Genomic DNA, 14203 nt, shown 5'->3' on the forward strand with positions numbered 1-14203 from the left:
GGAAACGCGCTGGTTTCCGGGTTGCATCTAATTAGCGCGAGAAGTGAGGCGCGGTGCGCTCCTCGACCGGATCGAAAGGAGGTGATCCGGCCGCAGGTTCCCCTACGGCCACCTTGTTACGACTTCTCCCCCCTTGGGAGGCCCAGGTTCGACCTCCCACCTCGTCGGCAGGAGGCCTCACCTAGGCCTCCCTCGGGTGGAGCGACGGGCGGTGTGTGCAAGGAGCAGGGACGTATTCACCGCGCGTTGGTGACACGCGGTTACTAGGGATTCCACGTTCACGAGGGCGAGTTGCAGCCCTCGATTCCTACTGAGGCGGGGTTTAAGGGATTACCTCCCCCTTTCGGGGTCGGAACCCGCTGTCCCCGCCATTGCAGCTCGCGTGTAGCCCGGGGGTTTCGGGGCATACTGACCTGCCGTAGCCCCCACCTTCCTCCGGCTTATCGCCGGCAGTCCCCCTAGAGTGCCCCAGCCCCGAAGGGCTGGGTAGCAACTAGGGGCGGGGGTCTCGCTCGTTCCCTGACTTAACAGGACACCTCACGGCACGAGCCGGCGACGGCCATGCACCTCCTCTCAGCTCGTCTGGCAAGGTCGTCAGCCTGGCCTTCATCCTGCTGTCGCCCCCGGTAAGGTTTCCGGCGTTGACTCCAATTAAACCGCAAGCTTCACCCCTTGTGGTGCTCCCCCGCCAATTCCTTTAAGTTTCAGCCTTGCGGCCGTACTCCCCAGGCGGCGGGCTTAACGGCTTCCCTACGGCACTGGACGGGCTCGAAGCCCGTCCAACACCTAGCCCGCATCGTTTACAGCTGGGACTACGGGGGTATCTAATCCCCTTTGCTCCCCCAGCTTTCGTCCCTCACCGTCGGGCGCGTGCTAGCCGGGCGCCTTCGCCACTGGTGGTCCTCCTGGGATTATAGGATTTCGCCCCTACCCCAGGAGTACCCCCGGCCTCTCCCGCCCCCTAGCCCGGCAGTATCCCTCCGCTCCCACGGTTGAGCCGTGGGCTTTAAGGAGGGACTTACCGGGCCGGCTACGGACGCTTTAGGCCCAATAAACGTCCCGACCACTCGCGGGGTTGGTATTACCGCGGCGGCTGACACCAAGCTTGCCCCCCGCTTATTCGCCCGGCTTTTTAGACCGGGCAAAAGCCACCCTCTTCGGGTGGCACTCGGGGTGACTCCGTCACGGTTTCCCGCATTGCGGAAGTTTCGCCCCTGGTGCACCCCGTAGGGCCTGGGCCCTTGTCTCAGTGCCCATCTCGGGGCTCCCGCTCTCACGGCCCCCACCCGTTATCGGCTTGGCGGGCCGTTACCCCGCCAACTACCTGATAGGGCGCAGCCCCATCCTCGGGCGGCCACGGTAAGCATGGTACCGTGGCCCTTTCAGCGCGGACCCATTCCAGGTGTCCGCGCCTATGGGGGTTTATCCCCAGTTTCCCGGGGTTATCCCCCTCCCGAGGGTAGGTTAGCCACGTGCTACTGAGCCGTCCGCCGGAGCCGGCCGTAGCCCCGGCTCCTAGACTTCCATGGGTTAGCCCCACCCCGATAGCGGTCGGGTCCGGCAGGATCAACCGGAGTCTGGCCGCACGGCGGAGGAGTATACACAGTGAGCGCACCGCGCCTCACTTCCTTATCCCCGAGAGTTCCGGGCTGGCGCCCGGTTTTCTCGGGGACGCACTGTGTTGCCATGGGCGGAGGCCGCCTTTTCACTGGGAGGGGTTGCCCCTCCCCTTATCTAGGCGAGCCGCCGGTGCCCATGGCGGCAATCTAGTTAGTAAACGGGGGGTTATATGAATATTATGCTTGTAAAAGTCCTATCTGGGTCTCGCGTAGTTTTCTACGTAAAACTTTGCAGCAGCGCGGGGGTCTACGCTTTTTTCAAGTATTGACAGCAAATTGCTTGAAGCTATGCATTGCGGCCTCAAGGAGGACGGTCCCGCAACTCTCCTTATTTCTTCGAGCGTAGTGGTTGCCAGGGGGTAGGCCGTCCTGTTGGAGGCTTCGAGTGATAACCCTGCGAGGTTACCTCTCAGCACTTCTTCCAGGAAGTACGCGGCTACCTCTTCGGCTACCATGGGGAGAACGACTACTTGGCCCGGTTTCGCGAGTCTCGCAACGAGAACCTTTAACTCTGTGTACGTTGAAGGAGCCCTCTCCGCGAAAGTTTCCGAGCCGACGGTTTTCCGCGCCAGGAGGCCTATCTCCCCGGGTAGCTCTGCGCCCACGTGAAGGTGGCGAATAACGACGGGGAACTCTTCCTCGACGCTTAAGAGCAACTCGAGCGCTACCTTCGATTGAAGGTTTGGAAGGGTGACTGCCAGTATCTCGTCTTCCCTGTTCAACCCAGCGAGCCTAAGGTTCCTCAGGAACCTTTTCCTCAACGTAGCCTTGTCAACCACGCCTACCGACCTGCTTACCCCGAAAAGCGTTCACCTCTGTCCTCCCATGCATACTTCTTAAGGTTTACGGAAAGAGGGGGCCGGGCGCCTTTCCCTGTTGGTTTTACCCTTTTATTCTTGTGCCCCCAGCTCGCGCGTGACGAAAGGGTAAAGATTCACGTGTGTTGTAGATCTAGCAGGGGGTTGAGTTGCCGAAGACTGCGCTGTACGTCCTCAGCGGCGTAAGCGTGGACGACCTGCGGAGTAGCATAGCACGCCTTAACGCTACGACCAGGAACTTCTCCCTAGAAAGCGTTTCCGGAGGCGAGTGGGTAACCGCCCGGCTTACTACGGCTCCACTCCGCGATAACTGCTACTCTATCAGAATACGTTTAAGCAAGAAGAGGGGGTGGCTTTGGGGCGAGGAGTTCGTCGCGTGCATCGAGGAATACGGGGAAAGCGTCAGGCTCACCGTTCGAAGGGTTAAGGGCGTTGGTCGCGTGGGGTCTGACCTTATCGGCGCCTGGATAATCGAAGACACATCCAGGGAACTCCCCTGGCTAGAGGTCCGACACGCCGAGCTCTTCTAGGTCGTTGCCTGCACGCCCTTCACCGCGACTCCTTCTATCCCCGGGCTCGCGCAAGGCGCTCCGCAAGAGTCTTAGTGTTCGGTGAAGGGTATCCGCGCCTTCTCGAAGAGGCTTTTGTCCTTCGAGAGTGGTCGGGTAGCGTCTATCCCAAGCTTAGACGTCTGAAGAGTTACCTGGTCGGCGGAGGGGTCAAGGCTACTACCCCTGGCTCCCTTTATGATCACGATGTCTTCGTCTGGTTGCATGCGTGTTGCAAGCGCCCATTCAACGTCTAGGGGGTCGTCGGGGTCTACGTCGGCATCAACGACTACGACCGTTTTAAGCGAGGGGTGAGCGGCGAAAGCGGCCAGTATAACATTCTTGGGGTCGCCTTCCGTGGTTTTCTCCATAGATATCACCGCGTGAAGCCACCCCCCTCCCCCAGGCGTTAGCCTAACCTTCCTTACACCCGTAGCCGTTCTCGACGCAACGCTCCATATCGCGGCCTCCCTTGGAAAGCCCATCAACAGTATGTGTTCGAGGCCCGAGGGCAGGATCGAGTAGAAGAGCGGGTCCTGGCGCGTAAGGATCGACTCCACGCGGAAAACCGGCTCCTCCCTGACGATGTCGTAGGTTCCCAGGATGTCCACGAAGGGGCCCTCCTTGGCCCTCCTCCCGGCTATGAACTCCCCTAGAAGAACCACCTCCACCGGTAGCGGTAGAACAACTCCGTCGAGCAGCGAGTCCGTACCCGTAAGCCTGCCCCCCGCCAGCGCGTTAGCCACCTCCACCTCGTACACGCCGAAGGGTGGGCTCGACGCCGCGCAGAGGTAGACCAGCGGGGGCGCGCCTATCAGTATGGCGGCGGGGAGGTTCCTCCCAGCTTTCTCCGCGTTCCTGTGTATCTGGTACAGGTGCCTCGGTACAAGCCTCACGGCGAGGCTCTCCTCGTCAAGGATCATCGCTCTGTGAATGCTCGCGTTGACAGCGCCCGTAAGAGGATCCTTCGCGATGAATACCCCCGCGGTTATGTACCTACCTCCGTCGCGCTCAAAAAACTTGGGAACAGGCAGTCTGAAGAGGTCCACAGCCACCTCCTTTAAACCAGTGCTACTCTCTATCCTTGAGAGGGGCTGGGGGTTCTCCATAGCCCTTAGGAACTTGGCGTAGACCTCCGAGTCGCTTTTCCCCCCTACAACCTCGTATACCGTTTCGCGTCTTGCAAGAACGTTGGAGATCAGCCTTCCATAACGCGTATTCATCAGCACGGGATCGGGCTGGTACTTTTTCATGTAGTAAGCCGCTTCAAACTCCAACTCCACCATTTTCTGAAGCTGCTTCAACCTCCCCAGCTTCTGGTGGTATCCGACTAGTTCCCGGAAATCCAGCCCGAGCGCTGGCACAACCTCCGATGCTCCAGGCTCCACGAATACGGTAAACCGCACATGCTTAAAAAGTTAGAGCACAAAAGGAAAGAGCCGGGGAGCCCGTTCCCCTTCCAACCCTCGTGTTTATGCAACGTTGCGTTACGCTTCTCCTCCACGCTTTATGACCTTGATATCGTCGGCGTTGATTGTGACCGGTAGCACGAAGACCGCCTCCGCGAGCTCTACCTTCACCTCGTTCCTGGACTTGTCTATACCGACTATCCTGCCGCGCATACCGGTAAACGGTCCTCGAATGATCTCGACGAAGTCTCCTACGTTTAACTGGTCTACGAGAGGCTTAGGCTTCAGCAAACCCTCCATCTCCTGCAGGCTAACAGCACCCCTTACAACTCCTCTGACATGCTTAAGCCCGTAGGCTAGCCTCTGAGCCTCGTAGAGAGCATCGCTCTCTACGAAGACCATGCCCTTCAAGCCCGGTACCACGAGGATCGAGTAAACCTTGTACTTCCCGCTGGCAGCCCTTCTGTAGAGCAGTTGCGCCACGTTGTACTCCTGGCCGGACGTGACCCTTAGGGCGTAGAATCTAAGAGGAGAGGGGGGTTTCTCAGCCAAGCGTTCTTCACCCTTACAACTTCTCCCTGCTTCGCAGGTAGAGGGCTAGTGCCAGCGTGGCTGCAATGACTATTATCCCTCCGAAGAGCGTGTACTCCTTCGGGAGAGCTCCTATCCTCGCGAACTCCAGGAAGGATCCAAGCAACTGGAAGAAGAAGCCCACCGTTCCGAGTAGCCCGAGCCCTAGCAGAACCACGCGTAGCATCAGCTTGTACTCCTCGATTGTAGGTTTATCGACCATTCTCAACAGCCTAGCGATCGTGCTGAGAGTTTCGCCGCCCATGCTACCTCAACCCTCTAAGTTCAAGCTCCTATAAAAAGCTCGCGACTATAAAAGCGCAAGAAAAGCGCGCTTATCTTATGTCGGGCTGTAGGGGTTCTTCTCGCATATACTTACGCCACTCGGGTACTAGTAGATGAAGGAGCACGGACTTAGAGGTGTGTAGCCTGTTCTCCGCCTGGTCGAACACGACGCTCTGCGGGCTTTCAATTACGTCGTCCGTGACCTCCTCGCCCCGGTGAGCCGGCAGGCAGTGCATGAAGATGAAGTCCTCCCTTCCAACGCTCCTGAGTAGCTGAGAGTTTACCTGGTACTTCGGGAGGAACACCTTCAACCTGTATTCGCGCTCCTTCTCCTGCCCCATGCTAACGAAGACATCAGTGTATACGACGTCCGCGTCCCTCACAGCCTCCTCGGGGTCCTCGTACACCTCTATCCTGGACAGCACGTCTCTTCCCAGTAGCTCCTCGCTGGGCATGTACTCTCTGGGCGCCGCCACCCTTATCCTCACGCCGAGCTTGACGCCAGCGATTGCCAGCGAGTTGAAAACGTTGTCCGTTCCATCCCCGATGAACGCAAGCGTTACCCCGCTAAGCCTCCCCTTCTTCTCGAAAATCGTCATGTAGTCGGCGAGCGCCTGTAGAGGGTGGTACTTGTCGCTAAGCAAGTTCACCACCGGGACGCCGGAGTAGCGGGCGAGCTCCTCCAGGTCTTCGTGCCTGTACACACGCGCCGCTATCAGGTCGTGGTACCTCGCGAGCACCCTAGCCACGTCCTTTACGGGCTCTCCCCTCGCTAGCTGAAGCTCGCTCGAAGAGTAGCTTACAGGGAACGCTCCAAGCTCGTACGCCGCTACGGTGAACGAAGCCCTGGTACGCGTAGACGGCTTCTCGAAAATCATCGCCACGCTTCTACCGTTCAACAGGTTGAGCCTCTTCAGACCCAGCTTCCTCAGCTTCTTGAGCAAAACGGCGTCACGGATAAGGGATTCTATCTCGTCAGCCGCGTAGTCCCGAAGCGTCAACAGGTGGAGCACACCGCTCATGCCGACCAAGCATCTTTACGCACGCACCCTTTAAACTTTTTACAACTCCTTGCGAGGAAATCTATAATATCGGGCCCGAAGACCGAAAACCCTGACCAGGCATGTGGTCCATGCTCTACCTGCTCAGAAACAACCCGGAGAAGCTCATAGAAAACATGAAAGCGCGCTTCATGGATCCCTCCCTAGTTGAAAACGCGATAAAACTCGACGTCGAGTGGAGGGCGAAGAAAAAGGAGTACGACGAGCTAAAGCACAGGCTGAACGAAGTATCCGCCAAGGTGAGAAGCTCTACTGGGCAGGAAAGAGAGAAGCTCATCCTCGAAGCCAGGGAGCTCAGCTCCAAGGTAAGCCTGCTCGAGAAGGAGCTCGCAGAGCTGGAGGCTAAGCGCGAGCTAGCTCTAAGGCGGCTACCGAACGTCATACACGAGAGCGTGCCGATAGGCCCCGACGAGACATTTAACAAGCCCGTGCGGTACTGGGGTAGACCCAAGGTTTTCCGCGAGCACCTGGAGGGCTTCCTCAAGGAGACGAAGGAGAAGGGCTTCGTGGTAGACTACGAAGTCCTGGACTGGAAGCCGCTCGGGCACGCGGAGTTCCTCGAGAGTAAAGGTCTAACCAATACCTTGAAGGCTGCGGAAGTAGCCGGTGCCCGGTTCTACTACATGTTCAACGACTTGGTCTGGCTCGCCATAGCCTTGGAGCTCTACGCCCTAGAATACCTGGCAGGCAAAGGCTTCACCATACTCCTGCCACCCCTCATGCTGAGACGCGAGATCCTGGAGGGCGTAGTAAGCTTCGACGACTTCAAGGACATGATATACAAGATCGACGGAGAGGACCTCTACCTAATAGGAACCGCCGAGCACCCCATAGCAGCGCTACACGCCGGCGAGGTTTTAGCCGAGAAGGAGTTACCGCTCCTCTACGCCGGTGTAAGCGAGTCTTTCAGGAAGGAGGCGGGCGCTCACGGAAAAGACACTAAGGGAATTTTCCGTGTCCACCACTTTGAGAAGGTGGAGCAGTTCGTCTTCTCCCACCCGGACGAGTCCTGGGAGTGGCACGAGAAGCTCATCAGGAACGCCGAAGAGCTCTGGCAGGGTCTCGAGATACCGTACAGAATCGTCAACATAGCGTCCGGCGACCTGGGCGTCGTAGCAGCTAAGAAGTACGACCTAGAGGCTTGGATGCCTGCCCAGGGGAAATACCGGGAAATGGTCTCCTGTAGCAACTGCACGGATTGGCAAAGCTACAGGCTTAACATAAGGTACGCCGAGGTTAGGGGCGGCCCCTCCAAGGGCTACGTACACACGCTCAACAGCACAGCTCTAGCGATTCAAAGAACCATCACGGCGATAGTCGAGAACCACCAGACCCCCGACGGCTACGTAAAAGTGCCTAAAGCCCTCCACAAGTACCTCGAACCCTTCGAGAACCACTTCAGGGTCCTGGTGCTCAAGTAACGCGTAGAGCAGAGATATCCTCAAGCCCTGTTGAAAAGAGAAAGATTAATAGATACGAAAACGCTGTAGCACATTGATGCTGTATGAGCACGCGCCCTGAGGAGGCAGGAAACATCAAAGTAGGCTCCTTCATAGTAATAGACGGCGAGCCGTGCAAAGTAGTCGAAGTAGAGAAAAGCAAGACAGGCAAGCACGGATCGGCAAAGGCCAGGATTGTCGGGATAGGGTTCTTCGACGGCGGCAAGAGAAGCATAGTCGTGCCCACAGACGCGAGGGTAGAGGTACCCATAATCAAGAAATTCACCGCGCAGGTAGTGGCTTTCGTTGGCGACAACGTACAGCTAATGAACCTAGAGGACTACTCAACATTTGAAATTCCGATGCCCCAAGAGGAGGAGATAAAGTCCAAGCTAAGCGAAGGCGTAGAGGTAGAAGTCTGGGAGGTCATGGGTAGACACAAGATCATGAGGGTACGTGCCTAGGCACGGTAGAGCACGTGATGAGCCAGGCAGAGGAGAGCCTCCTGCGATGACCGAGATCTTGAGTGCTGATGGCACCCAGAAGGAGTGTTTGTGCACGAGAGGCGTAGTGGGAGGGACTTTTTCTCTTCTTCACAGGGGTCATCGTAGGCTTCTGCGTTTCGCGCTTCTCTGTTCGCAGGAGCTCCTGGTCGGCGTTACCAGCGACGAGTACGTCAAGGAACGTGGAAAAAGCCACCCGGTGGAGCCTTACGAGGTTAGAGCCCTCTCCGTGCTGACCTTCCTTAAGACCGTGGACCCTTCGCGCCCAGTAGCCATAGTGCCTATAGACGACGAATACGGGCCCGCTACTAGCGATCCTTGCGCTGATTGCATCTTTGTAAGCGAGGAAACGTTTCCCGGGGCTGTTAAAGTAAACATGCTGAGAAGGCTCCGCGGCCTCCCGCCTTTAAAGATATTCGCGGTAGAGCTCGTAACTGTGGAAGGCGTGCGGTTATCGAGCACGTACCTATGGGAGCGGTTGCAGAGGAAGAGAGGCTCCGCGCGCACCGAGTAGTCGCCCCGGAGGGCACTCCCTATCGTTGTCTCGCGCGTGCAAGCTTTCTGCGCAAAGCCTCTGCCGCTACAGCCATCAGTAACACCCACGTGAACAGGAGGAGGACTCCGAGGAGCCCTCTCACGAGGCTGTTCGCCACCTTTAGGGCTACGTTCTCGACTATCAGCAGGAAAGCGATGAGCTCTAGCCATGCCAGTAGCACTAGAGAGGACAACACTACGACGGCTCTAACTTTTCCTGAAATGACACCCACGCGCATCACCTTGGCGTCAATACGTACGACGCGACTGCGAGCACAGCGGCGACGACCTCGACCGCGATGTACACCTTCGCGACTTCTTTTTCCGTCATGGGTCCGCCTACGCTCAGGATCAGGCGTGTAAGGGTTAGCGGGGCTTTGGGGTCGTCGCTTGCCTTTAAGATACCGTTCTCCACCCGTATAGGCCTAGCCTTGACCTCTCTGTGCTCGCGTAGCCCCCTAAAGCTTACGACGACGAAGAAGCCGTTGAGTATGTGGGGCAGTAGTAGCGTTAGCACGACGAATTCTAGGTGGAAGACCACCGCTATGGCTCCCAGGAGCCCACCGATGAACAGGCTTCCGCTGTCCCCGTTGAACACCCTGGCTGGGTACGCGTTGAAGGGGTAGTAGGCCAGGAGTATTGCCACCGCTACGAGTGCTATCACTAGGAGAAGGCCGTCACCCGACAGGGCGCCGATGACTGCTAGCGCAGCAAAGGCTACGAGGGCGGTTCCGGGCACTATGCCGTTGAGTACGTCGAGCATGTTTACGACGTTGGCGGAGCCTGCTATGGAGATCGGGAAGAGAACCCAGTATATCACGGTCATCCTCATCCTACCGATTATGGGGACTACCGGCCTTCCCCAGTCTATAGCCGCGGGGTACGTCAGGGCGACTACGAGTATGGGTATTATCGAGAGGGCAGTGAGAAAGGTCTTGAGCACCCCCTTTAAAACCAGCTTGTCGTCCAGTAGGCCTACCGCGAAGCAGAGAGCCGACGTTGCCAGTACGGCTAGAAGCTTCACCTTCTCGGAGAAACCCAGCCCTCCGAAGGCTATCAGCAGAGAAAAGGAGAGTAGAAAGCCCAGGAAGAGGATAACCCCTCCGCTGTGCGCCACGAGGGGGTTACCGGGTTTATGCGCGTCCGGTCTTCTAAGCCCCGCCTTGAAAAGTGCCCGGATAAGGCTCGGCGCCGATAACCTTACGACCAGGTATCCGAGAATGGAGGAAGCAACGCCGTACACGAGGTAGTCTGGATACGCCACCCCGAGCCACCCCTCACGCGATACCGGCCTCGTGCGCCAAGTAGCCTAAGATCAAAGGCAGTATCACCGTTACGTCTCCTGGAACCGTTACGTGCCTAGCCTCGGGCTTGATCTTCCCCCACGATACCGCCTCCCTGGTCCTAGCGCCGCTGAGGCTCCCGTCCCACTCGGGGGTAGACGTTATCTGTACGGCGTAGTCGAGCCCTCCCCTGAACTGCGCCCACCATATCAAGTGGTGCTTGGATATCCCGCCGCCGAGCATCAACCCTGCGAGCTTCTCGGCCTCGTACATGTAGTCGGCTATCCTCCTCTCATCGGAGATGAGATCCAGCTCCACGAACCTAGCCGTGCTCGACGCCCTAGCCTTATCGTTAAACGTGACTATCGCCGTGCCGAAGGCCGAGTCGAGAACCCCCGGCGAGACCAGAAGCCTGCCCTTCTCGTACACCGCCCTGAGTATCGACAGCTCGTCGCGAAGCCTTTTCCCGCTTTCCACTGCTAGCTCGGAGGGGCTCCAGCTAGACTTTAAGGCTGAGAGTTCCTCGAGCATCTCGTGGGTAAACCGCTCTATCGGGGGCCCGTAGTTCTCAACCGGTATCAGTATGTTCCCGAGCCTGTGGATGCCCAGCTCCTTCAGGAAAACGTCGTCGATCTCGAAGCGCCCCACGTAGTACTTGTGCCCAGTGCCCCTGGCGATATCGTGGTCGAAAGTACCCCCCGTAGTAACCACTAGGTCCAGCAGACCCCTTCGGATAGAGTCCGCTATGAGCCCTCTAAGCCCCGTAGCTACGAGGTTCGCGGGGAAAGCCACGGCTATCCTACCGCCGCCAGAGTATGCCTCCCAGAGTAGCTCGGCGGCCTCGACGATGTACCGCGCCGAGAAGCCCCCGAGCCTCCTATACGACTTCAACACCTTAACGGAGCACTCCGAGACGTCGGCGAGCCTTAAATCCTCCACAGCCTCCCCTAGAAGCGAGGCGCGGATCTTCTCCTTCTCCATGGCTCAAGCCCCTCTCGCACCCTACCTGACCTTTACGCTGTACGCTCCTTTTTGCTTTAACGAGAGCAGTTTAGCGGCCTCCGACTTTTCCGGGTCAATGACCGCTACGAACCCATCCCAGTCGTCGGTAAACTCCCTGGAACCGCACACAGGGCAAACATCCACAGAGTCTTCTACCAGGGCTTTACACTTTACACAAGCCTTTAACGGTAGTCTACGCTTTGCCGGCACCCTGGCCACCCGCCTTACTCTTCTCTATCATTTCCATGATGAACTCTCTTTTGCCCAGGTAGGGTTGCCGCATGGTCAGCCTGATCTTCAACTGACCCCTCTGCTCATCGTAGCTTACACCGACAACCCTCCCCCTCACCACGTCGCCCTTCCTAATCGTCCGGGTACCTTTCTCGTCCTGGATGATGACTACGCCGTTCTCCCTATCGTAGGTTATGTTCCTGGAGGGGTATATCTGCGACTTGTGCACAAAGCCCTCCACGGGGCCTAGCCGGACCGTCAGCCCGATATTCTCCACCAAGTCAACCTCGCCTTCGACAACCTCGTTGTTTACAGGGCTAAAAACGAGCGCCGTAAACCTTGCCTCGTGGTAGCTCGCCCCGTCGCCCCACGTCAGAAAACCTTCCTCCGAGACCTCAGCATCGAGTATGGAGATAACGAGCCCGACGCCTTGTACTACGCGTCCCTCGAAGCTTTCCTTTAGAATTTCCAGTGAAGCCTCTTTCAACGGCTGTCCAAACAGCCTGGGCGGTATCCTTATCACATCGGCAAACTCTACTAACTTATACACAAGCCAATTCGAAGAACGCGCAGTAAAAAAGATTACGCATCGCGCGGAGGAGGCCGGGACGCCTTTCCCTGGTGGTCTCATGCTTTAGCGCCTTGGTCCCCCAGCTTTCTGAGCGCCTCCTCTCTCGCCTTCTTTAGGCGTTCCAGGAGGCGCTCTACGCTCGGGCCTTACTGAATGATCGAGAGGTATAGCTTCGCGCGCTGGAAGAGCCTGTGTGCACGTGAGGCGCGCGCCGCTGGAGTCTAGGATAGGATAGAAAAACATAATTCACTCCTGGTGTTATTAGTTATGCCCGGCGGGAAAGCCCCGGGGGGCTAGCCCTCCCCTGTAACCACAAACGGGCTTAGGGTGGGGGGCGTCAACCTCCGGGGGCGCCCGGCCTTCCCTATGGGTGCCCGGGTCGCCAGATGATGCCCGTGCCCACGGGACGCCTCGTCCGTGCACGGCTCCTCGTAGGAGGAGGCCGAGCACGGTAGAGGCCGAACCGGGTTAGGCCCGGGAGGGAGCGGCCCTAAGGCCTCCGAGGCGTGTTCGTGGATTCGCGGGCGGATGTAGCGGCCCGGGAGAGCCCATGGGGTGCGGGCCGGGCCACCCTGGAGGGATGCCGCCGGGCATTACTACCCGTTCTCTCGTGGATCGAACCTCTTTTTAGAGGGTTTCGTCAAAAATATGAGCTTGTGTAACGTAGCATAGTGGGGGCCGAGTGGTCCGGCGGGCGGCCGCCGGCCTACCCCGGCGACGGGGTAGGCTGAGGAACCCCCTCCCACCGCGGCCCCGCAACCGCGTAAGCGGGTCGGCGAGACGCCGAGGACCGGCGAAAGCCTCCACCGTGCATGGGTATGACCCTCCACGGGTGGAGGCGACGACGCGGTGGATGTGCGTGGAAAGCCGGTCCTGCGGGGGTTAGGGTCAAGCAGGGCCTGTGAGGCGCCGCGGCGAGGTCCGGGTGGACCCCTAGACGGATGCCGCCTAAACAGAAGAGGGGGTACGACTGGCCACTCGGCTCCCTTGACGTGACGTTTATCTACGCACGGCGTAGGAGGGATTGAAGCTATGTCCTCGGAGTTAACGGTGCTCGACCTATTCGCGGGTGCTGGGGGGTTTAGCAGGGGCTTCGCCGAGGAAGGCTTCAGCATTGTGGGCGCGGTCGAGGTAGACCCTCTCGCCGCTGAAGCCTTTAGGCTCAACTTTCCGGGAGCGAGGGTCTTCGAGGAGGACGTGAGGGAGGTGCATTCGAGGGACATCCTCCTAGGCCTCGGCTTTAGGCCCAGGGTGATCATAGGTGGACCGCCCTGCGAGGCCTACTCGCGCGCGAACCCGAGGCGCGAGCGGGAGCCGCTGGACAGGCTGTACAAGGACCCTGTGGGGAGCCTCGTGCTCCACTATATACGCATCGTGGGGGACCTCGAGCCGGAGGTCTTCGTGATGGAGAACGTCCCCGGGATACTCGACGAGGGGCTCGGGGAGGTGCTACGGGAGGAGTTCTCCAGGGTCGGCTACCACGACGTTTACTTCAATGTGCTCGTCGCCGAGCATTACGGCACGCCCTCCCACAGGGTCAGGGTGTTTATTTCAAACAAGAGGATAAGCCCCCCTAAGACCGGGAAGACTATAACCGTGTGGGACGCGATAGGGGACCTCCCCCCGCCCGACCCCTACTACGAGATACCCAACCACGAGCCCGTCACGCTGAGCGCCGGGAAGGCGAAGAGGGTGGCTAAGCTCAGGTGGGGGGAGGCGCTCGTACACTACAGGGGTTACGGCGGGCGCGTACTGCGAAACCTGGTACGCCTGCACCCGTACAGGGTTGCACCCACGGTGATGGGTTCTTCGAGGTTCGTGCACCCATTCGAGAACCGGTTACTGACTGTTCGCGAACAGGCTAGGCTTATGGGGTTCCCGGATACGCACGTGTTCGTAGGTAGCAAGGAGGCGCAGTTCAACCAGGTGGGCGAAGCTGTCCCAGTCCCCCTCGCTAGAGCCATTGCACGCGAAGTCAAAAAGACGCTCTTATAGCGCGCGCTAGGTTCCGAAAAAGGTTTTCTCGCTCCTCGGTTTACAAACATGGAAGAAAGCTGAAAACGAGGGCCTCCCCGGTTTACAAATTCAGGGAAAAAGAATGAGTTTTTACGCGAGCTCTAGCTCTCTCAGCTCCTCGACGCCCTCCTCAAGCTCCCTCGCCAGCTCTTCGTCCTCTTCGACCTGCGGAGTCGCGCCGTGCACTGAGGCTAGGAACTCCTCTATCGCGTCTAATGCTTCGACGAGGCGCGCCTCGTAGAGCCCGTCCCCCTTAAGAGTGCTCGCCAGTAGCCTCGACAACGCGCTTATCGTCTGCACGATAACCCTCGAGC

16 protein-coding genes, 1 rRNA gene and 2 other RNA genes are annotated in these 14203 nt (G+C 58.5%); 7 read left to right on the forward strand and 12 right to left on the reverse strand.

From position 1 onward, the window contains the following. Nucleotides 1-76 precede the first annotated feature (76 nt). Together TPEN_RS02060 and TPEN_RS02065 are read right to left on the reverse strand one after the other, a co-directional pair. Nucleotides 77-1577 (reverse strand): 16S ribosomal RNA (locus TPEN_RS02060). A gap of 236 nt (nt 1578-1813) precedes the next feature. Next, entirely contained in the window at nt 1814-2398 is a 585-nt protein-coding gene (locus tag TPEN_RS02065; RefSeq protein ID WP_011752076.1) for a hypothetical protein, read from the reverse strand. A 188-nt stretch (nt 2399-2586) separates the two neighbouring features. Between TPEN_RS02065 and TPEN_RS02070 the strand changes: the two genes are divergently transcribed. Further along, the gene (locus TPEN_RS02070; protein ID WP_011752077.1) at nt 2587-2967 is read left to right on the forward strand and encodes a hypothetical protein; all 381 of its coding nucleotides are present in this window, start codon (nt 2587-2589) and stop codon (nt 2965-2967) included. A gap of 71 nt (nt 2968-3038) precedes the next feature. On the opposite strand, the gene TPEN_RS02075 is transcribed toward TPEN_RS02070, so the two are convergent. From TPEN_RS02075 to argF, 4 genes are all read right to left on the reverse strand, one after another. Then, nucleotides 3039-4373, reverse strand: coding sequence for a UbiD family decarboxylase (locus TPEN_RS02075; protein WP_052885029.1), 1335 nt, complete (start codon nt 4371-4373; stop codon nt 3039-3041). A gap of 99 nt (nt 4374-4472) precedes the next feature. After that, nucleotides 4473-4946 carry a transcription elongation factor Spt5 gene (locus TPEN_RS02080; RefSeq protein ID WP_011752079.1) on the reverse strand — a complete coding sequence of 158 codons (474 nt, stop codon included), beginning with the start codon at nt 4944-4946 and terminating at the stop codon, nt 4473-4475. Nucleotides 4947-4959: 13 nt separating this feature from the next. Further along, nucleotides 4960-5229, reverse strand: a complete 270-nt coding sequence (locus tag TPEN_RS09930; protein ID WP_011752080.1) for a hypothetical protein — start codon at nt 5227-5229, stop codon at nt 4960-4962. Between the two features lie 70 nt (nt 5230-5299). Next, nucleotides 5300-6271: an ornithine carbamoyltransferase gene (argF, locus tag TPEN_RS02090; protein WP_011752081.1), complete on the reverse strand. Its 972-nt coding sequence runs from the start codon at nt 6269-6271 to the stop codon at nt 5300-5302. A 101-nt stretch (nt 6272-6372) separates the two neighbouring features. Here argF and serS point away from each other — a divergent pair, with 101 nt between their 5' ends. From serS to TPEN_RS02105, 3 genes are all read left to right on the forward strand, one after another. Next, the gene (serS, locus tag TPEN_RS02095; RefSeq protein ID WP_011752082.1) at nt 6373-7731 is read left to right on the forward strand and encodes a serine--tRNA ligase; all 1359 of its coding nucleotides are present in this window, start codon (nt 6373-6375) and stop codon (nt 7729-7731) included. An 83-nt stretch (nt 7732-7814) separates the two neighbouring features. After that, nucleotides 7815-8213 (forward strand): translation initiation factor IF-5A, encoded by a 399-nt coding sequence (locus TPEN_RS02100; RefSeq protein WP_011752083.1) that lies wholly within the window; start codon nt 7815-7817, stop codon nt 8211-8213. Nucleotides 8214-8259: 46 nt separating this feature from the next. Further along, on the forward strand, nt 8260-8766 hold the full coding sequence (locus TPEN_RS02105) for a phosphopantetheine adenylyltransferase (protein ID WP_011752084.1): 507 nt from the start codon (nt 8260-8262) through the stop codon (nt 8764-8766). Between the two features lie 19 nt (nt 8767-8785). Here TPEN_RS02105 and TPEN_RS02110 read toward each other — a convergent pair whose 3' ends face one another. From TPEN_RS02110 to TPEN_RS02130, 5 genes are read right to left on the reverse strand one after another with little or no spacing between them, the layout of a single operon-like run. Next, a complete protein-coding gene (locus TPEN_RS02110) occupies nt 8786-9019 on the reverse strand; it encodes a hypothetical protein (RefSeq protein ID WP_011752085.1) in 234 nt (77 codons plus the stop codon). Between the two features lie 5 nt (nt 9020-9024). Next, nucleotides 9025-10050, reverse strand: a complete 1026-nt coding sequence (locus TPEN_RS02115) for an MraY family glycosyltransferase (RefSeq protein ID WP_011752086.1) — start codon at nt 10048-10050, stop codon at nt 9025-9027. 13 nt (nt 10051-10063) lie between these two features. After that, nucleotides 10064-11050, reverse strand: a complete 987-nt coding sequence (locus TPEN_RS02120) for a deoxyhypusine synthase (protein ID WP_011752087.1) — start codon at nt 11048-11050, stop codon at nt 10064-10066. A gap of 21 nt (nt 11051-11071) precedes the next feature. Then, the gene (gene spt4, locus TPEN_RS02125; protein WP_011752088.1) at nt 11072-11281 is read right to left on the reverse strand and encodes a transcription elongation factor subunit Spt4; all 210 of its coding nucleotides are present in this window, start codon (nt 11279-11281) and stop codon (nt 11072-11074) included. Then, nucleotides 11265-11852: a DNA-directed RNA polymerase gene (locus tag TPEN_RS02130; protein WP_052885032.1), complete on the reverse strand. Its 588-nt coding sequence runs from the start codon at nt 11850-11852 to the stop codon at nt 11265-11267. Before TPEN_RS02130 ends, spt4 begins: the two co-directional genes overlap by 17 nt. A gap of 293 nt (nt 11853-12145) precedes the next feature. Between TPEN_RS02130 and ffs the strand changes: the two genes are divergently transcribed. From ffs to TPEN_RS02135, 3 genes are all read left to right on the forward strand, one after another. Beyond that, nucleotides 12146-12462, forward strand: an RNA gene (ffs, locus tag TPEN_RS09680) — signal recognition particle sRNA. Between the two features lie 91 nt (nt 12463-12553). Next, nucleotides 12554-12853, forward strand: an RNA gene (gene rnpB / locus TPEN_RS10160) — RNase P RNA component. 52 nt (nt 12854-12905) lie between these two features. Beyond that, nucleotides 12906-13868 (forward strand): DNA cytosine methyltransferase, encoded by a 963-nt coding sequence (locus TPEN_RS02135; protein ID WP_011752090.1) that lies wholly within the window; start codon nt 12906-12908, stop codon nt 13866-13868. Between the two features lie 111 nt (nt 13869-13979). Here the strand turns inward: TPEN_RS02135 and TPEN_RS02140 are convergent, their stop codons facing one another. Beyond that, the gene (locus tag TPEN_RS02140) at nt 13980-14189 is read right to left on the reverse strand and encodes a hypothetical protein (RefSeq protein ID WP_011752091.1); all 210 of its coding nucleotides are present in this window, start codon (nt 14187-14189) and stop codon (nt 13980-13982) included. Nucleotides 14190-14203 lie beyond the last annotated feature (14 nt).

Origin of the sequence: Thermofilum pendens Hrk 5 (assembly GCF_000015225.1) — an archaeon.
In the GTDB taxonomy this organism is placed as follows: domain Archaea; phylum Thermoproteota; class Thermoprotei; order Thermofilales; family Thermofilaceae; genus Thermofilum; species Thermofilum pendens.

Excerpts from the sequence above, each read along its gene's own strand:
- TPEN_RS02105 (WP_011752084.1), top strand. The coding sequence starts at position 8,260 with ATGACCGAGATCTTGAGTGCTGATGGCACCCAGAAGGAGTGTTTGTGC.
- TPEN_RS02135 (WP_011752090.1), top strand. The coding sequence starts at position 12,906 with ATGTCCTCGGAGTTAACGGTGCTCGACCTATTCGCGGGTGCTGGGGGG.
- argF (WP_011752081.1), bottom strand. The coding sequence starts at position 6,271 with ATGAGCGGTGTGCTCCACCTGTTGACGCTTCGGGACTACGCGGCTGAC.
- TPEN_RS02100 (WP_011752083.1), top strand. The coding sequence starts at position 7,815 with ATGAGCACGCGCCCTGAGGAGGCAGGAAACATCAAAGTAGGCTCCTTC.
- serS (WP_011752082.1), top strand. The coding sequence starts at position 6,373 with ATGTGGTCCATGCTCTACCTGCTCAGAAACAACCCGGAGAAGCTCATA.
- TPEN_RS02120 (WP_011752087.1), bottom strand. The coding sequence starts at position 11,050 with ATGGAGAAGGAGAAGATCCGCGCCTCGCTTCTAGGGGAGGCTGTGGAG.
- TPEN_RS09930 (WP_011752080.1), bottom strand. The coding sequence starts at position 5,229 with ATGGGCGGCGAAACTCTCAGCACGATCGCTAGGCTGTTGAGAATGGTC.